We start from the raw sequence: 22,962 nt of genomic DNA on the forward strand, positions 1-22,962 counted from the left end.
CTTCCCCCAGTGTCTTAGGTTAGGCTGGCCTAACTATAAGGGGGTTTGGGGGAGGGCCTGACGCCAGGGCCTGACGCCAGGGCCGGTCAGGCGCCGACGGTGCCGTCGATCCCCTCCCGGATGAGGTCCGCGTGACCGTTGTGGCGGGCGTACTCGTGGATCATGTGCAGCATCACCAGGCGCAGCGAGGCGTCCTCCTCCCACTTCGGCACGTACGCCGTCACGTCCAGCGACTCGGCGGCCGCCTCCACCTCGCGGGAGTGCGCCACCTCCGCCTCCCAGGCGGCGAAGGCCTCGGCGCGGGTCGCGCCGGAGGCGTCGTAGGCGGCCTGGAAGTCGCGGCTGTCCGACCACACGTGGGGGACCTCGGTGTCCCCGCCGATCGTGCGGCGGAACCACTGGCGCTCCACCTCGGCCATGTGCCGGACCAGGCCCAGCAGGGAGAGGGTGGAGGGCGGGGAGGCCGGGCGGCGCAGTTCCTCGTCGGTGAGCCCGTCGCACTTCCAGGCGAGGGTGGCCCGGTGGTAGTCGAGGAAGGCCCGGAGGGTCTCGCGCTCGTCCCCGGTCAGGGGCGGGCCGATGCGTTCGGTGGTGTCCATGGGCGTGATCCTGCCGCCTCTTCGGCGGCCCGGAAAGCGATTTCGGGGCAACCCCGGCGGCCCGCCGCGCACCTCGGTCCGCCCCGGCGGCCTGGCGTGTGCCCCGGCTGTCCCGGCGGTCCGCAGTGTGCCCGGCTTGCCCCGGCGGCCCGCCGCGTGCCCGGCTTGCCCCGGCGGCCCGCCGTGTGCCTCGTCCGTCCCGGCGGGCCGCCGTGTGCCGTCTTCGCTCCGGCGGGCCGCCGTGGGCCGTGCGTCAGCCCTGCCAGATGTAGGGGACGGTCACGCCCAGCACGCCGAAGCCCAGCCGTTCCAGGATCGGCCGGCTGTCGTCGGAGGCGTCGACCTGGAGGTACGGGATGCCCCGCTCGGCCGCGATCCGGGCGCGGTGCGCCACCAGCAGGCGGTAGATGCCCCGGCCCCGCCACTCGGGGTCCGTGCCGCCGCCCCACAGGCCGGCGAAGTCGCTGCCCGCCCGCATCTCCATCCGCGCCGAGCTGACCGGGACCTCCCCGGCCATCGCCACCACGACCTCGATGGACTCGGGGTCCTCGCGCAGCTGGGCGAGCACCTCCTCCTTGATCCGGGGCCGCTCGACGCCGAAGGCCCGGTCGTGCGCGGCCATCATCAGGTCCACGCCCGCCTCGTCCGTCACCCGCAGCAGGGTGATCCCCGCCGGCGGCTCCACCGGCAGGGCGGCCAGGTCGGAAGTCCGGCCCACCATCAGCGTCTCGGCCGGCTCCGGCGCGAACCCTGCCGCGCGCAGCCGGTCGGCGAGGTCGGCCGGGCGGTCGTGGGTGTACAGCTTCCACTCGAACACCGGCCCCGTCCCGCCCGGTTCCCGCCCGCCCGCGCCGAAGTGCGCCACCTGCGCCGCGATCTCCGCGTCCGCCGTGTCCTCGTCGAGGTCCGACCAGACCACGCCGTTCCAGCCGGGCAGGCTGATCCGCACGACCCGCCCCGCCCGCTCCACGTGCGGGCCCTCCGAGCCGCGCCGCACCTCGGTGTCGTAGCGGTCGCGCACCTTCAGCAGTTCATCAGGATCCATCGTCATGCGCGCACCCCATCAGCTGATCCACGGCCGCCACAAGTCGATTAGCCTCACCCCTGTGAGCGACGACCACACCATCTACACCGGCAAGGCCACCCCCGACGCCGCCGCCGACCGGGGCTGGCTCCTGGGGCACTTCAAGGAGCCGGGCGACCCCCGGCACAGTGCGGACGTCGAGATCAAGTGGGGCGTCCACCCCAAGGGCGAGGCACGCGAGCGCTGGGTCACGGGGGAGCGGCGCACCGCCCTCCAGGTGCTGATCAGCGGCCGCTTCCGGCTGGAGTTCCCCGGACGCACCGTCGTCCTCGCCGAACAGGGCGACTACGTCGTCTGGGGCCGCGGCGTCGACCACTCCTGGTACGCCGAGGAGGACACCGTCGTCCTCACCGTCCGATGGCCCTCCGTCCCGGGCTACCGGGCCGAAGGGCCCGCCGAAGGTCACACGGCCTGTGACGGTGCACACGAAAGCGGCCAACGATCACGAAACGCTGCGATCGTGTCGACCGAGGTGTAAACCCACGCACCCTGGCCGCCCGCGGCCGCACCTTTCACAAGTCCACGACCCACCCGTCACGACTTCACGAGTTCAAGCGTTCTTTGCGTCGGGCCCACTCCCGCTGAAGATCCGAACCACCAGGGAGCACGTCCGTTGGCAGCAATCGCACGGTGGTGCATGCGACACCGGCTGGTCACCGTCCTGATCTGGCTGCTCGCCCTCGGCGGGACCGCCGCCGCGGCCGCCTCCGCCGGAACGGCGTTCTCCAACGACTACGAGGTCCCCGGCACCGAGACCAGCAAGGCCAACGTCCTGCTGCGCGAGGGCTTCCACGGCCAGGGCGGCGACACCGACACCATCGTGTGGCGGACCCCGGACCACCAGACCGTGCGGACACCCGACGTCGAACGGCGGATGAGCCGCGCCCTGGACGCCGTCGCCGCCCTCCCCGGCATCGGCTCGGTCAGCGGCCCCTACGGACCGGGCCCCGGCGGCGCCGCCCAGATCAGCCCCGACGGCCGTACCGCCTACGCCGTCGTCACCTTCGACCGGCAGGCCGACTCCGTACCCAAGGCCCAGGCCAGAGCCGTCGTCGACGCGGCGAAGAACCCCGCCACCGAGACCGACGGCCTCCGGGTCGAACTCGGCGGCCGCGCCATCGGCCTGACCGAAGCCCCCAGCCCGCACCTCGCCGAGGTCATCGGCGTGGCCATCGCCGCCGTCGTCCTCTTCCTCGCCTTCGGCTCCCTCGCCGCGAGCCTGCTGCCCATCGCCACCGCCCTCGTCAGCGTCGGCAGCGCCTACTTCGGCATCACCCTGCTCGGGCACACCATGGCCGTCGCCGACTTCGCCCCGATGCTCGGCACCCTCGTCGGCCTCGGGGTCGGCATCGACTACGCCCTCTTCATCGTCACCCGGCACCGCAAGGGCCTGGCCCGCGGCCTCACCGTCGAGGAGGCCGGCGAGAACGCCGTCGCCACCACCGGCCGGGCCGTCGTCTTCGCGGGGGCCACCGTCTGCATCGCCCTGCTCGGCATGCTCGTACTGCGCCTGGGCTTCCTCAACGGCGTCGCGATAGCCGCCTCGCTCACCGTGGTGCTGACCGTGGCGGCCTCCGTCACCCTGCTCCCCGCCCTCCTCTCGTACATCGGCATACGCGCCCTGTCCCGCCGCGAGCGCCGCAGGCTCGCCGCCGAGGGCCCCCGCACCGAGTCGCCCACCGGGTTCGCGGCCCGCTGGTCGGCCTTCGTCGAACGCCACCCCAAGCTCCTCGGCCTGGTCGCCGCCCTCGTCATGGCGGTCCTCGCACTGCCCACCCTCTCGCTCCACCTCGGCACCTCCGACCAGGGCAACAACCCGGCCACCGCCACCACCCGCAAGGCCTACGACCTGCTCGCCGACGGCTTCGGCCCGGGCGTGAACGGCCCGCTCACCGTCGTCGCCCGACTCGACGGCGCCGCCGACCGCGTCGCCGTCCAGCGGCTGGCCGACGCCCTGCGCACCACCGACGGAGTCGCCTCCGCGGGCCCGGCCGTCTTCAACCGCAGCGGCGACACCGCCCTCCTGACGGTCGTCCCGGACTCCGCCCCGCAGTCCCGGGCCACGAGCGAGCTGGTCGACCGCCTCCGCCAGGACGTCATCCCGCGCGCCGGCCACGGCAGCTCCATGAAGGCCCACGTCGGCGGGGTCACCGCCGGCTACGACGACTTCGCCGACGTGATCGTCGGCAAGCTGCCGCTCTTCGTCGGCGTGGTCATCGCCCTCGGCTGCCTGCTCCTGCTGCTGGCCTTCCGCTCGATCGGCATCCCGCTCAAGGCGGCCGCCATGAACGTCGCCGCCGTGGCCTCCTCCTTCGGCGTGGTCGTCGCGATCTTCCAATGGGGCTGGGGCAGCGAACTGCTGGGCCTGGGCAGCGCCGGCCCCATCGAGCCCTTCCTGCCGGTGATCATGGTGTCCGTGCTCTTCGGGCTCTCCATGGACTACCAGGTCTTCCTCGTCAGCCGGATGTACGAGGAGTGGCTGGAGACCGGCGACAACCGGCGGGCCGTGCGCGTGGGCCTCGCCGAGACCAGCCGGGTGATCAACTCGGCGGCCGTCATCATGATCTCGGTCTTCCTGGCCTTCGTCCTCAGCGGAGACCGGATCATCGCCATGTTCGGCATCGCGCTCGCGGCCGCCGTCGCCCTCGACGCCTTCGTCCTGCGCACCCTGCTCGTCCCCGCGCTCATGCACCTGCTCGGCGGGGCCAACTGGTGGATCCCCGCCTGGCTCGACCGGCGGCTGCCCAGGATCAGCATCGAACCCCCGGAGTGCCGCCCCCGCGCGGTGCTCCCGGCCCAGAGGCCGGGCGCGGACCACGCGCAGCCGGCCGACTCCTCCCGCTGACCGGCCACGAGCCGTAAGGAAACACGCATGTTCGCGATAGACCTGTCCGAGGACGCCCAGCTCTTCCCGCTGGAGGTCTGGCACGCCGAGGAGTTCCTCGCGCACATCGACCGGGGCCGGGAGTTCATCGGGCGGTTCATCGGCTTCCCCGACCGCACCACCGACCTGGAATCGGCCCGGCGGCTCCTGCGCTCCAACGCCGAGCAGGCCGCCGCCGACGGCCGCCGCCTCTACGGCATCCGGGTCGGCGGCACCCTCGTCGGCGGGGTCCTCTTCGCCAACTTCGACGCCGCCGCAGGCAACTGCGAGATCGGCTGCTGGATGGAACCCGCGGGCACCGGCCGGGGCCTGGTCACCCAGGCCTGCCGGCTGCTCATGGACTGGGCCTTCGACGTCCGCGGAATGCACCGCGTCGAGTGGCACGTCGCCGGCGGCAACGAGAAGAGCATCGCCGTCGTCCGGCGCCTCGGCCTCACCCTCGAGGGCGTCATGCGCGAGAGCCACCTGCACCGCGGTGTCCGCCAGGACATCGAGGTCTGGTCGCTCCTCGCCCACGAACGGGCCGCAGCCCCCACCGCGTAGCCGCCCCGCCCGCGGGCCCCGCCCGGGGCCGGCGGGCCGGCGGGACCGGCGGGCCGCGAACCCTCTCAGGAGCCTCTCAGAAACGCCGCCTACGGTGCCCGCCATGGACACCACCAAGACCGCCGCCCCGACCGCCCCCGAGGCGGACGCCGCCGAGGACAAGCCGGACACCGCCGCCCCGGCCGGGCCCGAGGACACCGCCGCCCCCGCCGCCGAGACCGACGCCGCCGAGACCGACGCCTCGGCCGAGCCGGCCGGGGCTGCCGCCGAGGAGACCGGCGAGGACCTCGACGCGGACGAGGCCGACGCCCTCCCCGAGCGCCCCACCGGCGTCGGCTCCGCGGCCGCCGCGGTCACCGCCGCCGGCCTCGGGCTCGTCGCCCTCAGCGGCAGCTGGGTGGCCCGCGTGATCGGCGAACGCCAGACCCTCATCGGCCAGATCGAGTCGGCCAACGCCACCACCGCCAAGGAGAAGATCGCCGCCCTGTACGGCGACGCCTGGCACATGACCGCCCTGGTCAACGGCCTCCTCGCCGCCCTCGCCCTGCTCCTCGCCGCCCTCGTCCTCGCGGCCCCCGCCTTCGGCGCCCCCGGCCGGGTCCACCCCACCTGGGTCCGCTCCGTCTCCTGGGCCGCCGTCGCCCTCGGCGTCCTCGGCGTCCTGCTCTTCGGACTCATGTACTTCGACCTCCTCGTCCCGCTCCCGACGGCCGCCGAATAGGCACCGCCTTACCCCCCGTCTTAGGCCGCCCCCGGGCGGCTCCAGGCCCCCTCAGGCCCTAGGGGCCCCGGCCTAAGGACCCCGGGGTCCCACAGATGCGGCATGAGCCCCATGTGCCGCACCCCTCTGGGACGCGAATCTTGGATCACACCGAACGAGGTGCCGAGAAGAGCAACCGGGGAGAACGAGATGTTCGAGTACGAGATCGCCACCGCCCGCCGCGCCGACCTCATCCGCGAGGCCGACCTGTACCGGATGGCCCAGGAGGCCAAGAAGGCCCCCCGCGGCTCTCTCGGCCAGAATCGCGAGAGGACGGTGAGCCGCCACCGCAGCCTCTTCACCCGCGCCGCGTGACCCGCGCCGCGCACCCCGTGGACTGACGCGAGATGACGAGCCCACCGATATCGACTGCCGCCCGACCGGACCTGTGTGCGATGCTCGGCGGCGTGGAAACCAGATCTGTCAGCCCGGTGTTCGTCGGCCGAGCCGACGAACTGGCCGTACTCGTGGACGCCCTGGCCCGCGCCGCGGACCAGGAGCCCCAGGCCCTCCTCATCGGAGGTGAGGCCGGAGTCGGCAAGACCCGGCTGACCGAGGAGTTCCTCGGCGAGGTCGCCCGCCGCGGAGCCGTGGTGGCCGTCGGAGGATGTGTGGAGATCGGGGCGGAGGGCCTTCCCTTCGCCCCCTTCTCCACGGCCCTGCGCACCCTGCTCCGCCTGCTCCCCGGCGAACTCGCCGCCGCGGCCGCCGGCCAGGAGGACGAGCTCGCCCGCATCCTCCCCGAACTCGGCGAGACCCCCCGCGGCCCGCACGACGAGGAGAGCACCGCCCGCCTCTTCGAGCTGACGGCCCGGATGCTGGAGCGCCTCGCCGCCGACCGCACCGTCGTCCTCGTCCTGGAGGACCTGCACTGGGCGGACACCTCCACCCGCCACCTGCTCGCCTACCTCTTCCGCAGCCTCGGCCGGGGCCGGCTCGTCCTCGTCGCCACCTACCGGGCCGACGACATCCACCGCCGCCACCCGCTGCGCCCCCTGCTCGCCGAACTCGACCGGCTCCGCACCGTCCAGCGCATCGAACTGCCCCGCTTCAACCGGGGCGAAGTGCGCCGCCAGCTCGCCGGGATCCTCGCCTCGCGGCCCGACGAGGCCTTCGTCGACTCCGTCTTCGACCGCTCCGACGGCAACGCCTTCTTCGTCGAGGAACTCGTCGCCTCCCACGAGACCGGCTGCCGCACCGGACTCACCGAATCCCTGCGCGACCTCCTCCTCGTCCGCGTCGAGGTCCTGCCCGACGCCGCCCAGCGCGTCGTCCGCATCGTCGCCGAGGGCGGATCCACCGTCGAGTACCCGCTGCTGCTCGCCGTCTCCCGGCTCGGCGAGGACGAGCTGATCGAGGCCCTGCGCGCCGCCGTCGGCGCCAACATCCTCCTCGCCACCCCCGACGGCGACGGCTACCGCTTCCGCCACTCCCTGGTCCGCGAGGCCGTCAGCGACGACCTGCTGCCCGGCGAGCGCGCCCGCGTCAACCGGCGCTACGCAGAGGCCGTGGAGGCCGACGAGACCCTCATCCGCGCCGAGGAGCGGGTCATCCGGCTCGCCAACTACTGGTACGCCGCCAACGACCCCGCCAACGCCCTGCCCGCGATCCTCGCCGCCTCCGTCACCGCCCGCCGCCGGCACGCCTACTCCGAGCAGCTCGCCCTGCTCGAACGGGCCATGGACCTGTGGGACAGCGTCCCCGACGAGATCCGGGACGAACTGCGCCCCGCCGACTACACCGAGGTCTACCCGCCCTGCGGCTGCGACCCGGCCACCACCCCCCTCCGGCGCATCGACCTCCTCGCCGAGGCCACCGTCGCCGCCCGCTACGGCGGCGAGCGCGACCGGGCCCTCAAGCTCACCAAGCTGGCCCTGCGCATCCTCGACGAGGACGGCGGCGACCCGCTGCGCGCCGCCTGGTTCTGGACCGAGCGCTCCCGCCTCATCGCCAACCTCGGCCGGGGCGACGGCTGGCAGGAGATCGCCACCGCGCAGGAACTGGTCAAGGGGCTGCCCCCGTCCCAGGTGCACGCCGACGTCCTCGTCCGGGTCGCGGGCTGGGGCATGCTCCACAACCCCGGCCCCGGCAACCTCGAAGCCGCCGAACGCGCCGTCGAGTACGCCCGCATGATCGGCGCCGAGGAGACCGAGCTCAACGCCCGGATCACCTACGGATGCCTGCTCATGGACTCCGGTGCCACGGACACCGGCCTCGCCGAACTCCACACGGTCAAGGACCGCGCCACCGAACTCGGACACACCGTCGTAGCCGGCCGCGCCCATATCAACATCACCTCCCAGCTCGAATCGATGGGCCGGTCCCGCGAAGCCGTGGAACTGGCCGAACAAGGGGTCGAACTCGTCAGCAGGGCCCGGCTCCTGGACACCGAGGCCTGGGTCCGCGGGAACATGGCCGAGAGCCTGTACAGCCTCGGCCGCTGGGACGAGGCCGCCGAAGCAGCCCGGCGCACCCTGCACGTCGGCCACGGCGCCGCCCCGCGCGGCTCCGCCTCCGCACGCCTGGCCTACCTGGCCCTGGCCCGCGGCGAACTCGCCGAGGCCACCGCCCAGCTCGCCGCCGCCCACGCCCACTTCGGCACCCACGACAGCCAGCCCCAGCACCGGATCCCGCTCTTCCGGCTGGCCGTCGGCGTGGCCCAGGGAGAGGGCCGCATCGCCGACGTCCGGACCGAGACGGCCCAGGCCATCGCCGCCGGCTTCCCGCTCGGCCAGCACCGCTACGCCTGGCCCCTCCTGCTGGCCTCCGCCACCGCCGAGGCCGACGCCCGAGGCCTGCCCGGCACCGAGGAGGGCCGGGCCGCCGCCCTGGAGGCTCTGCGCACCGCCGCCCGCTCCCTGGCCACCCCGGCACCCCTGTGGAGCGCCCACGCCGAGTACCTCAGGGCCGAGCTGCTGCGCGCCGAGGGCCGCGACACCGTCGCCGACTGGACGGCCGTCGAGGCGGCCGCCGGCCCCCTGGAGCGCCCCTTCCTGCTGGCCCGCGCCCGCCACCGGCTGGCCGAGGCGCTCCTCGGTTCCGGCGGCGACCGCGAGACGGCCGCCGGCCTGCTCCGCGACGCCCACGCCACCGCCGACCGGCTCGGCTCCCGCCGGCTCCGCGAGGACCTGGCCCTGCTCGCCCAGCGCGCCAGACTGCCGCTGACCCCCGACGAGGCCCGCCCGGCCGCACCGGTCCCCGACACGGACCCGATCGAGGCCCTGGGACTCACCAGCCGCGAACGGGACGTCCTGCGCCTGGTCGCGACGGGCAGCACCAACCGTCAGATCGCGGAGGAGCTGTTCATCTCCCCGAAGACGGCCAGCGTGCACGTCTCCAACATCCTGGCCAAGCTGGGCGTCGCGAGCCGCGGAGAGGCCGCCGCGCTCGCCCACCGGCTGCGCCTGTTCACCCCCCTGGAGCCGCAGCCCTAAGGAGCCCGCCCGGCCCCGTCCGCCCCGTCCGCCGCGCCCTCCTCATCCGGCGCGGCCGGCGCATCCGCCCCGACCGCCGTCCCGTCCGCCTCCGGCGGCCGGCCGGCGGCCGGGCGTATGAGCACCGAGCCGGAGTCGAGGTCTATCGGCCCCCGTCCCGGATCGCCGTCGCCGACGTCGGTCCGGGACAGTTCGAGGCGCTTCTTCTCCTCGTCCGTGTGCCGCCGCCCCGGGTTGAACAACTCCTCGATCATGTTGAACACCGTGCCCACCGCGCCTTCCGCCCCCCACCGGGGCTCCGTCGGTCACCGCACCGTCAGTCCCAGGATCCTGTCGTCGCCCGCCTGAGGCGACCCGCGCCCGTCCGTCTCGCTCGTGACCAGCAGCAACCGGTCCCCGCCGAGCGGCACCACCGTCCGCAGCCGGCCGTACCTCCCGGTCAGGAAGGCCTCGGGCGCCGCGGCCTCCGCGGTCCCCTTCAGAGGGATCCGCCACAGCCGCTCGCCCTTCAGCGCGGCCATCCAGATCGAGCCCTCCGCCCAGGCGATCCCGCTCGGCGAGGCCTCGTCCGTCTTCCAGACGGCCACCGGATCCCGGAAGCCCGCCCCGCCCCCCTTCCCCTCCACGGCCGGCCACCCGTAGTCGCCGCCCGGCACGATGAGGTTCAGCTCGTCCCAGGTGTGCTGCCCGAACTCGGAGGCCCACAGCCGCTTGTCCGGGTCCCAGGCGAGACCCTGCACATTGCGGTGCCCCCAGGAGTAGACGACCGAGTCCGGCTCGGGATTCCCGTGCACCGGCTTCCCGTCCGGGGTCATCCGCAGGATCTTGCCGCCCAGCGACCTCCGGTCCTGCGCCAGCGCCGTGTTCCCGGTCTCGCCCGTCCCCGCGTAGAGCATCCCGTCCGGCCCGAAGGCGATCCGCCCGCCGTTGTGGATCAGCCCCTTGGGGATGCCCCGCAGCACCGTGTCCGGCGCGCCCAGCTGCTGCCCGGGCGGTCTCTGCTCGTCGTAGCGCATCCGGGCGATCCGGTTGTCGGACTCCGTCGTGAAGTACGCGTACACCAGCCGGTCGGAGGCGAAGGCCGGGGACAGCGCGAGCCCCAGCAGTCCGCCCTCCCCGCCCGGCGCGACCCCGGGCACCCTGCCGATCGGCGTCACCTCGCCCGTGTCCGTCCGGACCCGGCTGATCGTGCCCTTGTCCCGGGAACCCACGAGCAGGTCCCCGCCGGGCAGCGGGGCCACGCCCCAGGGGGAGTCCAGCCCCTTGGCCACCTCGCCCGTGACCGTCACGGAGCCCTTGGCGGGCGCCGCCGAAGCCCCCGCCCCCGCCGACGCCCCAGCGGAGGCCGCCGGCGCGGACCCCGGCGCGGAGCCCCCGCCCCCGGGCGGGGCCCCGCCCGGCGGGGAGCACCCCGCCGCCAGCAGCGCCCCGCAGCCCGCCAGGGCGAGCCCCGCCAGCATCCGCCGCCGCGCGCCCCAGGCTCCGTAGCGCCCGGACCCGTACCGCCCCGCCCCGATAACCCCGCCCCGCACCTCGTACCGCATGGTCCCGCTCCCCTCCGGTCGTCCTCCGGTCCTGCCCTTCACAAGACTCAACAGATCCGGCGGGTGCCCGGGTTCCACCACTCGTACACCCGATCGAGTGGTTGTGGCGGAGATCCGGGGAAGGTCAGTCCCAGGCCCCCACCGCCGCCGGCAGCGCCGCGAACCCCGCCAGCTCCCCGGCCGTCAGCCGCACCTCCGCCGCCCGCGCGTTCTCCGCCGCCCAGTGCGCCCGGTCCGCCCCGGGCACCGGCACCACGTGCGGCCCCTGCGCCAGCACCCACGCCAGCGCCACCTGCGCCGCCGTCACCTCCGGCCCGTGCCGCCGGGCCACCCGCCGCAGCTCCGCGACCAGCACCTGGTTCGAGGCCATCGCGTGCGCCGTGAACCGCGGATGGCGGGCCCGCACGTCCGCCTCCTCGAACCCCTGCCCCGGCGTCAGCGTCCCGGTCAGGAACCCGCTGCCCAGCGGCATCGCCGCCAGCACCCCCACCCCCCGCGCCGCACACCACGGCAGCAGCTGCCACGCCGCCTCCGGCGACCACACCGACAGCTCCGCCTGCACCGCGGTCACCGGGAACACCTGCTGCGCCCGCTCCAGGTGCCGCAGCGTCGACCGGTACCCCCGGTCCCCGCGCCGCCCCGCACCCGGCCCGGCCCCCGCGCCCAGCGAGCAGAACCCCAGCGCCCGCACCTTGCCCGCCTGCACCAGCTCCGCCATGGCCCCCCAGGTCTCCTCCACCGGCACCTCGGGGTCCACCCGGTGCAGCTGGTACAGGTCTATGACCTCGGTCCGCAGCCGCCGCAGCGAGGCGTCGCACGCCCGCCGCACGTACTCCGGCCGCCCGTCGGCCACCACATGCCCCTCGCCGGCCCGCAGCCCCACCTTGGCCGACACGAAGGCCTCGGCCCGCCGTTCGCGCAGCACCCGCCCCACCGCCAGCTCATTGGTGAACGGCCCGTACAGATCGGCCGTGTCCAGCAGGTTCGCCCCGAGGTCAAGCGCCGTGTGCAGGGTGCGCAGCGACTCCTCGCCCCGGCGGCGCGACGGCGCGTAGGCCCAGCTCATCGGCATGCAGCCGAGCCCGATGGCCCCCACCGTCAGCGGTCCCGACCCGATCGACCTGCGCTCCACCCCTGCCTCCCCCCGCCCGGCCCTGTCCCGGTCCGGCCCTCAAACTAACGGCTTGATCACTTGGGCTTCGCATAGCCTCGGGATCATGACTGCAACGACCGCGGACGTCTGGCTCCCGTTCCCGCCCGGGGAGATCGACGGCCTCCCCGACTCCTTCCGCTACCGACGGTGGGACGGTGAGGACGAGTTCCCGGCCGACCCCGCCGCCTGCGTCTTCTACGTCACCCCGTACATGAAGTCCCAGGCCGTGACCCTGCGTCCGCTCCCGGCCATGCCCGCCCTGCGCGTCGTGCAGACCCTCACCGCCGGCATCGACCACGTCCTGCCCGGCCTCGGCCTGCTGGGCCCCGGCGTCCGGCTGTGCAACGCCCGCGGCGTCCACGAGGCCAGTACCGCCGAGCTCGCCCTGACTCTCACCCTCGCCTCCCTGCGCGGCATCCCCGGCATGGTGCGCGGCCAGGACCGCGAGGAGTGGCGCGGCGGGTTCTACGAGGCCCTCGCCGACAGGTCCGTGCTGATCGTCGGCTACGGGTCCATCGGCGCGGCCGTCGAGGACCGGCTCCTGCCCTTCGAGTGCGGCCGGATCACCCGCGTCGCCCGATCGGCCCGCACCGCCCCGCACGGGCCGGTGCACGCCCTCGGCGACCTCCCCGGCCTGCTCCCGGACGCGGACGTGGTCATCCTCTGCACGCCGCTGACCGAGGACACCCGGGGCCTGGCCGGGGCCTCCTTCCTCGGCCGGATGAAGGACGGCGCCCTCCTGGTGAACGTCTCGCGCGGCCCCGTGGCCGACACCGAGGCGCTCCTGGCCGAACTGGAGTCCGGCCGGCTGCGCGCCGCCCTCGACGTCACCGACCCGGAGCCGCTGCCCCCGGGCCACCCGCTCTGGCACGCCCCGAACGTCCTGATCACGCCTCACGTCGGCGGCAGCAGCTCGGCGTTCGAGCCCCGGGCGAAGCGCCTCGTGGCCCGCCAGCTCGCCCGGTTCGCCGCCGGGGAGCCGGTCGAGAACACCGTTCTGATCACGGACTGAACCACCGCGCACACTCTCCGCGTCCATACGTATGCGAGCAGTTGCCACACGCCTCCCGGTGGTGACGGAGAGTAGAGAAGCTATGTCACTGAGTGACGAAAGTGGTGTATCGTCCGGAACAAGGGGCTGCGCCACGTACGTCTGGCGCTGGGGTGAACGGACACTTTGGGGGGCGACGGGCGATGCACGGCCAATGGACGAAGGATCCGATGCGGCAGGGCCGCCGGAGGCGGCGCCGCCGCGACGGGGCCCGGCCGGAACCAGCCGGCGAGGGGCTCCGGTGAGCGCCCCGGGGGCGGCGCTCCTGACCCGGCCACCGGTCACCGGCGGCGGGCGCAGGGGACCGGGAGGGCAACTCCTCCTGGCGGTGGTCTGCGGCGGATACGCCGTCGGCGCCGCCCTCGGCTGGGGATCGGAGGAACTCGCCCTCGTCATGGGCGACTTCGGCCTCAGCTCCGCCGGGTTACTGGCCGCCCTCTCCTGCTTCCACTACGCCCGCACGGTCGACCGGCGCGAACGCCCCACCTGGCTGATGTTCGCGTTCTCCTCGCTCATGGGGGCCCTGGGCAACGGGGTCTGGGGCTGGTACGAGGTGGTCCTCCACCAGAAACTGCCCTTCCCCTCCCTCGCGGACTTCGCCTTCCTCTGCTTCGCCCCGTCGGCCATCGTCGGCCTGCTCGTCCTCGCCAAGCGCCCCGTCACCCGGGCCGGCTGGGTCTGCCTCGCGCTCGACTCCTGGCTCATCGCCGGATCCCTGCTGACCTTCGCCTGGAGCCTGGCCCTCGCGGGCCACGCCCGCCCCACGCCGTCCGGAGCCGAGGTCAGCGTCGCGCGCACCGCGCTCTCCCTCGCGTATCCGCTCCTCGACATCGCGCTCGTCTCGATGGTCCTGGTCCTGCACTTCCGGCGCTCGGCCGCCAACCGCTCGGCCATCAACGGGGCCATCGCGGCCCTCGCCCTGACCGTCCTGTGCGACGCCCTGTTCACCTCGCCGCTGCTCAACACCACCTACCGCTCCGGGGACATCCTCGACGCCGGCTGGTTCGCGGGCTCCCTGCTGTTCGCCTACGCCCCCTGGAGCGCCCGCCGGCCGGAAACCGCGCCGCGGCCCGCGCCCCCGCGCGCCGGCCGGCCCCACAGCCGGCCCATCACGGGCTCCCTGCCCGCCCTCGCCCCGTACCTGGCGGCCGCGGTCTGCACGATCGGGCTGCTCTACAACGTGCCGGACGGAGGGAAGCTCAACCGAGTGGTGATCTTCATGGGCTGCAGCGTCGTGCTCGCCCTCGTCGTCCGGCAGGGCATCATGCTCCTCGACAACATCGCGCTGACCCAGGAACTGGCCCAGAAGGAGAACCACTTCCGCTCCCTGGTCCAGGGCTCCAGCGACGTCATCATGATCGCCGCACCCACCGGGACCCTGCGCTACGTCAGCCCCGCCGCCGCGGGCGTCTACGGCCGCGAGGCGGAGGAGCTGGTCGGCACCGAACTCGCCGCGCTCATCCACCCCGAGGACCTCGGCCGCGTGGTCCACGAAGTGCGCCGCTTCCTGGCCGCCCCGCCCGCCGAGGAGCCCACCACCCGCATCGAATGCCGGTTCAAATCGGGCGGCGGGGAATGGCTCAACGTGGAGTCCACCGTCAACCGGCACCAGGGCGGACTCATCCTCAACAGCCGGGACGTCACCGAGCGGGTCCGTCTCCAGGCCCAGCTCCAGCACAGCGCCGAGCACGACCCGCTCACCGACCTGCCCAACCGGGCCCTGTTCACCCGCCGCGTCCGCCAGGCCCTCACCGGCCGCCGCGCCGGTGACCACAGCACCGCCGTGCTCTTCATCGACCTCGACGGCTTCAAGGCCGTCAACGACACCATCGGCCACCAGGCGGGCGACGAACTGCTCATCGAGGCCGCCCGCCGCCTCCAGGACGCCGTCCGGGCCGGGGACACCGCCGCCCGCCTCGGCGGCGACGAGTTCGCGGCGCTCATCCTCGGCGACGGCAGCCGCGACCGCAGCGCCCGCGAGTACCAGGTCCACGACATCGCCGACCGGCTGCGGGCCACCCTCTCCCAGCCCTACCGCATCGCCGGCAGCGACGTCCGGGTCGCCGCCAGCATCGGCGTGGCCTTCGCCGACCCCGGCATCACCCCTTCGGACCTGATGCGCAACGCGGACCTCGCGATGTACCGGGCCAAGGCCGGCGGCAAGGACCGCGTCGAGCTGTACGCCCCGCAGATGCAGGCCGAGGTCGTCCGCAAGGCCGAACTGGCCGGGAAGCTGCGCACCGCGCTGCACGAGGGCGAGTTCGCCCTGCTGCACCAGCCCGTGGTCTGCCTGGCCGACGGCGAGGTCTCCGCGGTGGCCGCGCAGGCCCGCTGGCGCTCCGCCCAGGGGATCCTGTTCACCCCTTCGGAGTTCCTCCGGGTGGCCGAACACAGCGAGGGCGGCCCGGGCGGCGGGCCGGACCCCTCCCGCGCCGCCGAGCTGGGCCGATGGCTCCTGGAGGAGGCCGTGGCCGAGGCCGCCGAGCGCCATCTGGCGGGGCACGACGTACCAGTGGTCGTCCGGATGACCGCGCAGCGGCTGCTCGACCGCTCGATGCCCGGCGGCTCCGTGGAGGCCCTGCTCGGGCGGCACGGGCTGCCCTCCGGGGCCCTCGTCCTCGAACTGGCCGCCTCCGACCCCAGAGTGCCCTTCGACGAGCTGGAGCGCCGCCTGACGGCCTTGCACCGGCTCGGCGTACGGATCGCCCTCGACGGGTTCGGCAGCGGCTACGCGGCCATCAGTGCCCTCCGCCGCCTCCCCGTGGACCTGCTCAAGCTGGACCGGGGCCTGGTCGAGGGCGTCGTCGAGTCCGCCCGCCTGCACAAGATCACCGCCGGATTGTTGCGCATTGCAAATGATCTGGGCATGCAGTCCGTGGCCGACGGGGTGGACCTCCCCGAGCAGGTGGCGGCCCTGCGCGCCATGGGCTGCAGCCACGGCCAGGGAATGGCGTTTTCCGGACCGCTCGACGAATACAGGCTGCGCCGCGCGCTCGTGAGAGGTACGTTCCCAGTACCGGGCGGTACGGCCCAGCCCGCCTTGGCCGGGGGCTCGTCCGGTGGCTCGATGGTCATCCGTAGAGGCTCAAATAATGAGACGCCCGTCCCACCCGCTTGACATCGACCTCCCGCCGGAGGGAGGGTCAATGCCATGCGCACCCGAATTCTCGTACTTGGAAAGCGCGTCGGCTGAAGCTGGGACCTGCATGTCCCCGCTCCACACCGCCGACGCGCTCCCCTCGCTTGCCACCTGGCACGAGGGGTTTTTTGTTGCACTGGCACACGCACCCGGACGAGAACCGGGGCACCCCCGCTCCTCGTAAAACCCTCAGCTTCGAGAAGAGAATGCCGATGACCGAGCAGGCCTCCGGGGCCCACCATCCGCAGCCGCGGCCCCGTACGGGTGGGCACCAGCCCACCGCAGTTGAGCACGTCACGGGCGCGCAGTCCCTCATCCGCTCTCTCGAAGAGGTGGGGTGCGACACCGTCTTCGGCATCCCGGGCGGCTGCATCCTCCCGGCGTACGACCCGATGATGGACAGCAAGAAGGTCCGTCACATCCTGGTCCGCCACGAGCAGGGTGCCGGCCACGCCGCCACCGGCTACGCCCAGGCCACCGGCAAGGTGGGCGTGTGCATGGCCACCTCCGGCCCGGGCGCGACCAACCTCGTCACCCCGATCGCCGACGCCCACATGGACTCCGTCCCGCTGGTCGCGATCACCGGCCAGGTCTCCTCCAAGGCGATCGGCACCGACGCCTTCCAGGAGGCGGACATCGTCGGCATCACGATGCCGATCACCAAGCACAACTTCCTGGTCACCAAGGCCGAGGACATCGCGAAGACCATCGCCGAGGCCTTCCACATCGCCGCCAGCGGCCGCCCCGGCCCGGTCCTGGTCGACATCGCCAAGGACGCCCTCCAGGCGAAGACGACCTTCTCCTGGCCGCCGGCCCTGGACCTGCCCGGCTACCGGCCGGTCACCAAGCCGCACGCCAAGCAGATCCGCGAGGCCGCCAAGCTCATCGTCCAGGCCAAGCGCCCGGTCCTGTACGTCGGCGGCGGCGTCATGAAGTCCGGCGCCACCGCCGAGCTGAAGGTCCTCGCCGAGCTGACCGGCGTCCCGGTCTGCACCACCCTGATGGCCCTGGGCTCCTTCCCCGACAGCCACCCGCTGCACGTCGGCATGCCCGGCATGCACGGCTCCGTCACCGGCGTCACCGCGCTCCAGAAGTCGGACCTGCTGATCGCCCTCGGCACCCGCTTCGACGACCGCGTCACCGGCAAGCTGGACAGCTTCGCCCCCTTCGCCAAGGTCATCCACGCGGACATCGACCCGGCCGAGATCGGCAAGAACCGCGAGGTCGACGTCCCGATCGTGGGCGACGCCCGCGAGGTCATCGCCGACCTCATCCAGGCCGTCCAGGCCGAGCACAACGAGGGCCACGCCGGCGACTACACCGCCTGGTGGAAGGACCTCAACCGCTGGCGCGAGACCTACCCCCTGGGCTACGACCTGCCCGAGGACGGCTCGCTCTCGCCGCAGCAGGTCATCGAGCGGATCGGTGCGCTCGCGCCGCAGGGCACGATCTTCACGGCGGGCGTCGGCCAGCACCAGATGTGGGCCTCCCACTTCGTCAAGTACGAGGAGCCCCGCACCTGGCTGAACTCCGGCGGCGCCGGAACCATGGGCTACGCGGTCCCCGCCGCGATGGGCGCCAAGGTCGGCATGCCGGACCGCGCGGTCTGGGCGATCGACGGCGACGGCTGCTTCCAGATGACCAATCAGGAACTGGCCACCTGCGCGCTGAACAACATCCCGATCAAGGTCGCCATCATCAACAACGGCGCCCTCGGCATGGTCCGCCAGTGGCAGACGCTGTTCTACAACCAGCGCTACTCCAACACCGTCCTGCACGGCGACGAGACCGGCCACGACACCGTCGGCTCCCAGCTCGGCGAGTCCTCCGCCCCCCGCCAGGGCACCCGCGTCCCGGACTTCGTCAAGCTGTCCGAGGCCATGGGCTGCGTCGCGCTGCGCTGCGAGGACCCGGCGGACCTGGACAAGGTCATCGCCGAGGCCAACGCGATCAACGACCGCACGGTCGTGGTCGACTTCATCGTCCACGAGGACGCCATGGTGTGGCCGATGGTCGCCGCCGGCACCTCCAACGACGAGGTCATGGCAGCCCGGGGCGTCCGCCCCGACTTCGGCGACAACGAAGACGACTGAGCCGAGAGAGCCTGAGAGAGAGAACGACTCACATGTCCAAGCACACGCTCTCGGTCCTGGTCGAGAACACCCCCGGCATCCTCGCCCGGATCGCCGCCCTGTTCTCCCGCCGCGGGTTCAACATCGACTCCCTCGCGGTCGGTGTCACCGAGCACCCCGACATCTCCCGCATCACCATCGTCGTGAACGTGGAGGACCTCCCGCTCGAGCAGGTGACCAAGCAGCTCAACAAGCTGGTCAACGTGCTCAAGATCGTCGAGCTGGAGCCGTCGAACGCCATCGAACGCGAACTCGTTCTGGTGAAGGTCCGCGCCGACAACGAGACGCGCTCGCAGGTCGTCGAGATCGTCCAGCTGTTCCGCGCCAAGACCGTCGACGTCTCCCCGGAGGCCGTCACCATCGAGGCCACCGGCGGCAGCGACAAGCTCAGCGCCATGCTCAAGATGCTGGAGCCCTTCGGCATCAAGGAACTGGTGCAGTCCGGCACCATCGCCATAGGGCGTGGCGGCCGGTCCATCACGGACCGCAGCCTGCGCTCCCTCGAGCGCAGCGCCTGACGGGCGCCCCGCGCGCCCGACCCCACGCCCGGACCGGGCGGGACACGCCCGGTTCGCATGGCGAGACCGACAAACTCTTTATCCGTTCCCCGCCGTACGGTGGGAGCAACACCAGCGCACCAAGGAGATATCCCAGTGGCCGAGCTGTTCTACGAGAACGACGCCGACCTGTCCATCATCCAGGGCCGCAAGGTCGCGGTCATCGGCTACGGCAGCCAGGGCCACGCCCACGCGCTGTCGCTCCGTGACTCCGGCGTCGACGTCGTCGTCGGCCTCAAGGAGGGCTCCGGCTCGAAGGCCAAGGCCGAGGAGCAGGGCCTGAAGGTCGTCTCCGTGGCCGAGGCCGCCGAGTGGGCGAACGTCATCATGATCCTGACCCCGGACCCGCTCCAGGCCGAGATCTACGAGGCGTCCATCAAGGACCACCTGAAGGAGGGCGACGCGCTCTTCTTCGGCCACGGCTTCAACGTCCGCTACGGCTTCATCAAGCCCCCCACCAACGTGGACGTCGCCCTGGTCGCCCCGAAGGGCCCGGGCCACCTGGTCCGCCGCCAGTACGAGGAGGGCCGCGGCGTTCCGTGCATCGCCGCCGTCGAGCAGGACGCCACCGGCAAGGCCTTCGACCTGGCGCTCTCGTACGCGGCCGGCATCGGCGGCACCCGCGCCGGCGTCATCAAGACCACCTTCACCGAGGAGACCGAGACCGACCTGTTCGGTGAGCAGGCCGTCCTCTGCGGTGGCGCCTCCGCCCTGGTCAAGGCCGGTTTCGAGACCCTGACCGAGGCCGGCTACCAGCCGGAGATCGCCTACTTCGAGTGCCTGCACGAGCTGAAGCTCATCGTCGACCTCATGTACGAGGGCGGCCTGGAGAAGATGCGCTGGTCGGTCTCCGAGACCGCCGAGTGGGGCGACTACATCACCGGCCCCCGCGTCATCACCGACGCCACCAAGGCCGAGATGAAGCAGGTCCTCGCCGAGATCCAGAGCGGCAAGTTCGCCGAGGAGTGGATGGCCGAGTACAAGGCCGGTCTGCCGAAGTACAACGAGTACAAGAAGGCCGACTCGGAGCACCTGCTGGAGACCACCGGCAAGAAGCTGCGCAAGCTCATGAGCTGGGTCGACAGCGACGAGAGCTGATCTCGTACGCGGCGGGGCCGGGACGCGCGTCCCGGCCCCGCCGCGCATCGGCCGCCGGCCGGCCCCTCCGCCGCGGACCGGCCGAGAATCGACGGAATGTTGACCTCGGATCGTGCGGATTGTCCACCCCGGCCAATCACGGACGGGTGATCCTTCCGTACAGGCGGAATTCCGCGCCGGAACCGCCACTACACTGCTCAACACAACGCGTCAGGCCCACAGTGTCGTGCGTCTTCCACGCGGCTACCCCCTCCACCGCCTGCGGCCGTCGGGACGGCCGTCCGCACTGGACTTGTGAGGACCCACGTGAGCTCGAAACCTGTCGTACTCATCGCCGAAGAGCTGTCGCCCGCCACGGTGGACGCGCTCGGTCCGGACTTCGAGATCCGGCACGTCAACGGTGCCGACCGCGCGGAGCTGCTGCCCGCCATCGTCGACGTCGACGCCATCCTCGTCCGCTCCGCCACCAAGGTGGACGCCGAGGCGATCGCCGCCGCCAAGAAGCTGAAGGTCGTCGCCCGCGCCGGTGTGGGCCTCGACAACGTGGACGTCTCCGCCGCCACCAAGGCCGGCGTGATGGTCGTGAACGCCCCGACCTCCAACATCGTCACCGCCGCCGAGCTCGCCTGCGGCCTGCTCGTCGCCACCGCCCGCAACATCGCGCAGGCCAACACCGCGCTGAAGAACGGCGAGTGGAAGCGCAACAAGTACACGGGCGTCGAGCTCAGCGAGAAGACCCTCGGCGTCGTCGGCCTCGGCCGCATCGGCGTCCTGGTCGCCCAGCGCATGTCGGCCTTCGGCATGAAGATCGTCGCCTACGACCCCTACGTGCAGCCCGCGCGCGCCGCCCAGATGGGCGTCAAGATGCTGACGCTCGACGAGCTGCTCGAGGTCGCCGACTTCATCACCGTGCACCTGCCCAAGACCCCCGAGACCGTCGGTCTCATCGGGGACGAGGCCCTGCACAAGGTGAAGCCGTCCGTCCGCATCGTCAACGCCGCCCGCGGCGGGATCGTCGACGAGGCCGCGCTGTACTCGGCCATCAAGGAGGGCCGCGTCGCCGGCGCCGGCCTCGACGTGTACGCGAAGGAGCCCTGCACGGACTCCCCGCTGTTCGAGCTCGACCAGGTCGTCTGCACCCCGCACCTCGGCGCGTCCACGGACGAGGCCCAGGAGAAGGCCGGCATCGCCGTCGCCAAGTCGGTCCGCCTGGCCCTCGCCGGCGAGCTCGTACCGGACGCGGTCAACGTCCAGGGCGGTGTCATCGCCGAGGACGTGCGCCCCGGTCTTCCGCTCGCCGAGAAGCTCGGCCGCATCTTCACCGCCCTCGCGGGCGAGGTGGCGGTCCGTCTCGACGTCGAGGTCTGCGGCGAGATCACCCAGCACGACGTCAAGGTGCTCGAACTCTCGGCCCTCAAGGGTGTCTTCGAGGACGTCGTCGACGAGACGGTCTCCTACGTCAACGCCCCGCTGTTCGCGCAGGAGCGCGGTGTCGAGGTGCGCCTGACGACGAGCTCGGAGTCCCCGGACCACCGCAACGTGGTGACCGTCCGCGGCACCCTGTCGGACGGCCAGGAGGTGGCGGTCTCCGGCACGCTCGTCGGCCCGAAGAACCTTCAGAAGGTCGTGGGCGTCGGCGAGTACGACGTGGACCTGGCCCTGGCCGACCACATGATCGTGCTCCGCTACACCGACCGCCCGGGCGTCGTCGGCAAGGTCGGCCTGCTGCTCGGCGAGGCCGGCCTGAACATCGCGGGCATGCAGGTGGCCCGTGCCTCGGAGGGCGGCGAGGCGCTCGTCGTCCTCACCGTCGACGCGGAGGTCCCGGCGGACGTCCTCGCGGCCATCTCGGAGGAGATCGGCGCCGCGTCGGCCCGTACGGTCAACCTCGTCTGACCGTCGCGCACGCTGTGGGAAGGGCCCGGGGGTGACCCCGGGCCCTTCCCCGTATGCGCGGGCCCGCCGTCCCATACATCCGTATGGGACGGCTGTATGGGGCTTGCTAACGTGTCGGCATGGGACACCGTGAAGATCTGCTCGAAGGCGCCAAGAAGTGCCTGGCCGAGAAGGGGTTCGTGCGCACCACCGCGCGCGACATCGTCAGCGCCTCCGGGACCAACCTGGCGTCCATCGGCTACCACTACGGCTCCAAGGACGCGCTGCTCACCAAGGCGTTCATCGCCCTGATCGAGGAGTGGGGCGAGGGCCGGCAGGCCGGGCTGGAGGGGGCCGCGGGCTCCCTGGAGCGGCTGCGGGCGCTGTGGGACGGGGTCGTCGCGGAGCACGAGGCGGCCGGCCCGGTGTGGGCGGCCAGCCTGGAGGTCGCGCTGAGCCGGGACCAGAAGCCGGAGCTGAAGTCCATGCTCGCCGCCTCGCAGCTGGAGGGCCGCCGGGGGCTGGTCTCGATGATGACCGGAGCCCCGGAGGAGGGGCTGACCGAGCGGGACGAGCGCACGCTCGGGGCCGTGTACCAGGCACTGCTCAACGGCCTGATGATCCAGTGGCTGTTCGACCCCGCCAGCGCCCCGTCAGGCGAGGAGTTCGCGGAGGGGCTGCGGCGGCTGGCACAGGGCTTCTCGGACGCGGAACGGGCCGCGGGGTAGCCGTTCGGCGGATCGGTCGGTCAGTCGTTCAGGCGGGCTGCCTTGAGGGCCATGTGGAGGAGGAGCCTGTCCTCGCCCGTGTCCAGGTCCAGCCCGGTCAGCTGCTCCACCCGGCCCAGCCGGTAGTAGAGGGTCTGGCGGTGGACGCCGAGGGCCGCCGCCGCGCGGCCGGCCTGCCCCGCGCAGTCGAGGAACACCTCGGCGGTGCGGGCCAGTTCCCGGTGGGCCGGGCTGAGCAGGGCCCGGGTCGCGGGGTCGTCCACGGGCCCGGCGGCCAGGGCGCCCATCCCGGACGTGCCGGACGCCGAGAGCGCGAAGGGCGAGCACGCCGTGCAGACGGCCGGCATGAAGGAGTTCGTCCTCCCCGACGGCACGAAGCTC

General features: G+C 72.8%; 19 protein-coding genes. 13 read left to right on the top strand and 6 right to left on the bottom strand.

The window, feature by feature from the left end:
• Positions 1 to 86 precede the first annotated feature (86 nt).
• Together AB0O29_RS06315 and AB0O29_RS06320 are read right to left on the bottom strand one after the other, a co-directional pair.
• Positions 87 to 599 carry a DinB family protein gene (locus AB0O29_RS06315; RefSeq protein ID WP_365146899.1) on the bottom strand — a complete coding sequence of 171 codons (513 nt, stop codon included), beginning with the start codon at positions 597 to 599 and terminating at the stop codon, positions 87 to 89.
• Between the two features lie 253 nt (positions 600 to 852).
• A complete protein-coding gene (locus tag AB0O29_RS06320) occupies positions 853 to 1,644 on the bottom strand; it encodes a GNAT family N-acetyltransferase (protein WP_365146979.1) in 792 nt (263 codons plus the stop codon).
• A 61-nt stretch (positions 1,645 to 1,705) separates the two neighbouring features.
• On the opposite strand from AB0O29_RS06320, the gene AB0O29_RS06325 reads away from it, so the two are divergent.
• The 6 genes from AB0O29_RS06325 to AB0O29_RS06350 all read left to right on the top strand — a co-directional run bounded on the left by AB0O29_RS06325 (position 1,706) and on the right by AB0O29_RS06350 (position 9,304).
• The gene (locus AB0O29_RS06325; RefSeq protein WP_365146982.1) at positions 1,706 to 2,161 is read left to right on the top strand and encodes a signal peptidase I; all 456 of its coding nucleotides are present in this window, start codon (positions 1,706 to 1,708) and stop codon (positions 2,159 to 2,161) included.
• 135 nt (positions 2,162 to 2,296) lie between these two features.
• Positions 2,297 to 4,528: an MMPL family transporter gene (locus tag AB0O29_RS06330; protein WP_365146902.1), complete on the top strand. Its 2,232-nt coding sequence runs from the start codon at positions 2,297 to 2,299 to the stop codon at positions 4,526 to 4,528.
• Between the two features lie 27 nt (positions 4,529 to 4,555).
• Positions 4,556 to 5,110, top strand: coding sequence for a GNAT family protein (locus tag AB0O29_RS06335; protein WP_365146905.1), 555 nt, complete (start codon positions 4,556 to 4,558; stop codon positions 5,108 to 5,110).
• A 103-nt stretch (positions 5,111 to 5,213) separates the two neighbouring features.
• Positions 5,214 to 5,831 (top strand): hypothetical protein, encoded by a 618-nt coding sequence (locus tag AB0O29_RS06340; RefSeq protein ID WP_365146908.1) that lies wholly within the window; start codon positions 5,214 to 5,216, stop codon positions 5,829 to 5,831.
• A 159-nt stretch (positions 5,832 to 5,990) separates the two neighbouring features.
• On the top strand, positions 5,991 to 6,185 hold the full coding sequence (locus AB0O29_RS06345; RefSeq protein WP_365146911.1) for a hypothetical protein: 195 nt from the start codon (positions 5,991 to 5,993) through the stop codon (positions 6,183 to 6,185).
• Positions 6,186 to 6,265: 80 nt separating this feature from the next.
• Positions 6,266 to 9,304 (top strand): AAA family ATPase, encoded by a 3,039-nt coding sequence (locus tag AB0O29_RS06350; protein ID WP_365146914.1) that lies wholly within the window; start codon positions 6,266 to 6,268, stop codon positions 9,302 to 9,304.
• On the opposite strand, the gene AB0O29_RS06355 is transcribed toward AB0O29_RS06350, so the two are convergent.
• From AB0O29_RS06355 to AB0O29_RS06365, 3 genes are all read right to left on the bottom strand, one after another.
• Positions 9,301 to 9,558 (bottom strand): DUF6191 domain-containing protein, encoded by a 258-nt coding sequence (locus tag AB0O29_RS06355; protein WP_365146917.1) that lies wholly within the window; start codon positions 9,556 to 9,558, stop codon positions 9,301 to 9,303. The two genes, AB0O29_RS06350 and AB0O29_RS06355, sit on opposite strands and share 4 nt — an antisense overlap.
• Positions 9,559 to 9,609: 51 nt before the next feature.
• Positions 9,610 to 10,848, bottom strand: a complete 1,239-nt coding sequence (locus AB0O29_RS06360) for a PQQ-dependent sugar dehydrogenase (RefSeq protein WP_365146920.1) — start codon at positions 10,846 to 10,848, stop codon at positions 9,610 to 9,612.
• A 124-nt stretch (positions 10,849 to 10,972) separates the two neighbouring features.
• Positions 10,973 to 11,980 carry an aldo/keto reductase gene (locus tag AB0O29_RS06365; protein WP_365146923.1) on the bottom strand — a complete coding sequence of 336 codons (1,008 nt, stop codon included), beginning with the start codon at positions 11,978 to 11,980 and terminating at the stop codon, positions 10,973 to 10,975.
• Between the two features lie 85 nt (positions 11,981 to 12,065).
• On the opposite strand from AB0O29_RS06365, the gene AB0O29_RS06370 reads away from it, so the two are divergent.
• From AB0O29_RS06370 to AB0O29_RS06400, 7 genes are all read left to right on the top strand, one after another.
• Positions 12,066 to 13,013, top strand: coding sequence for a 2-hydroxyacid dehydrogenase (locus AB0O29_RS06370; protein WP_365146926.1), 948 nt, complete (start codon positions 12,066 to 12,068; stop codon positions 13,011 to 13,013).
• 304 nt (positions 13,014 to 13,317) lie between these two features.
• Entirely contained in the window at positions 13,318 to 16,170 is a 2,853-nt protein-coding gene (locus tag AB0O29_RS06375) for an EAL domain-containing protein (RefSeq protein ID WP_365146985.1), read from the top strand.
• Between the two features lie 227 nt (positions 16,171 to 16,397).
• Complete coding sequence (locus tag AB0O29_RS06380) at positions 16,398 to 18,284, top strand: acetolactate synthase large subunit (RefSeq protein ID WP_365146929.1); 1,887 nt, start codon at positions 16,398 to 16,400, stop codon at positions 18,282 to 18,284.
• 32 nt (positions 18,285 to 18,316) lie between these two features.
• Positions 18,317 to 18,841 (top strand): acetolactate synthase small subunit, encoded by a 525-nt coding sequence (gene ilvN / locus AB0O29_RS06385; protein WP_365146932.1) that lies wholly within the window; start codon positions 18,317 to 18,319, stop codon positions 18,839 to 18,841.
• Positions 18,842 to 18,976: 135 nt separating this feature from the next.
• On the top strand, positions 18,977 to 19,978 hold the full coding sequence (gene ilvC / locus AB0O29_RS06390) for a ketol-acid reductoisomerase (RefSeq protein ID WP_365146935.1): 1,002 nt from the start codon (positions 18,977 to 18,979) through the stop codon (positions 19,976 to 19,978).
• 306 nt (positions 19,979 to 20,284) lie between these two features.
• A complete protein-coding gene (gene serA, locus AB0O29_RS06395; RefSeq protein ID WP_365146938.1) occupies positions 20,285 to 21,874 on the top strand; it encodes a phosphoglycerate dehydrogenase in 1,590 nt (529 codons plus the stop codon).
• 119 nt (positions 21,875 to 21,993) lie between these two features.
• Positions 21,994 to 22,581 carry a TetR/AcrR family transcriptional regulator gene (locus AB0O29_RS06400; protein ID WP_365146941.1) on the top strand — a complete coding sequence of 196 codons (588 nt, stop codon included), beginning with the start codon at positions 21,994 to 21,996 and terminating at the stop codon, positions 22,579 to 22,581.
• Positions 22,582 to 22,601: 20 nt separating this feature from the next.
• On the opposite strand, the gene AB0O29_RS06405 is transcribed toward AB0O29_RS06400, so the two are convergent.
• On the bottom strand, positions 22,602 to 22,962 hold a 361-nt coding region (locus tag AB0O29_RS06405), incomplete at its 5' end, for a helix-turn-helix domain-containing protein (RefSeq protein WP_365146943.1).

Origin of the sequence: Streptomyces sp. NPDC089915, assembly GCF_040684675.1 — a bacterium.
In the GTDB taxonomy this organism is placed as follows: Bacteria; Actinomycetota; Actinomycetes; order Streptomycetales; family Streptomycetaceae; genus Streptomyces.

Bases quoted from the DNA above. Each gene is read 5' to 3' on its own strand.
- AB0O29_RS06400 (WP_365146941.1), top strand. From the start codon at position 21,994: ATGGGACACCGTGAAGATCTGCTCGAAGGCGCCAAGAAGTGCCTGGCC.
- AB0O29_RS06315 (WP_365146899.1), bottom strand. From the start codon at position 599: ATGGACACCACCGAACGCATCGGCCCGCCCCTGACCGGGGACGAGCGC.
- AB0O29_RS06350 (WP_365146914.1), top strand. From the start codon at position 6,266: ATGCTCGGCGGCGTGGAAACCAGATCTGTCAGCCCGGTGTTCGTCGGC.
- ilvN (WP_365146932.1), top strand. From the start codon at position 18,317: ATGTCCAAGCACACGCTCTCGGTCCTGGTCGAGAACACCCCCGGCATC.
- AB0O29_RS06340 (WP_365146908.1), top strand. From the start codon at position 5,214: ATGGACACCACCAAGACCGCCGCCCCGACCGCCCCCGAGGCGGACGCC.
- AB0O29_RS06355 (WP_365146917.1), bottom strand. From the start codon at position 9,558: ATGATCGAGGAGTTGTTCAACCCGGGGCGGCGGCACACGGACGAGGAG.
- AB0O29_RS06320 (WP_365146979.1), bottom strand. From the start codon at position 1,644: ATGGATCCTGATGAACTGCTGAAGGTGCGCGACCGCTACGACACCGAG.
- AB0O29_RS06335 (WP_365146905.1), top strand. From the start codon at position 4,556: ATGTTCGCGATAGACCTGTCCGAGGACGCCCAGCTCTTCCCGCTGGAG.
- AB0O29_RS06380 (WP_365146929.1), top strand. From the start codon at position 16,398: ATGCCGATGACCGAGCAGGCCTCCGGGGCCCACCATCCGCAGCCGCGG.
- AB0O29_RS06370 (WP_365146926.1), top strand. From the start codon at position 12,066: ATGACTGCAACGACCGCGGACGTCTGGCTCCCGTTCCCGCCCGGGGAG.
- AB0O29_RS06360 (WP_365146920.1), bottom strand. From the start codon at position 10,848: ATGCGGTACGAGGTGCGGGGCGGGGTTATCGGGGCGGGGCGGTACGGG.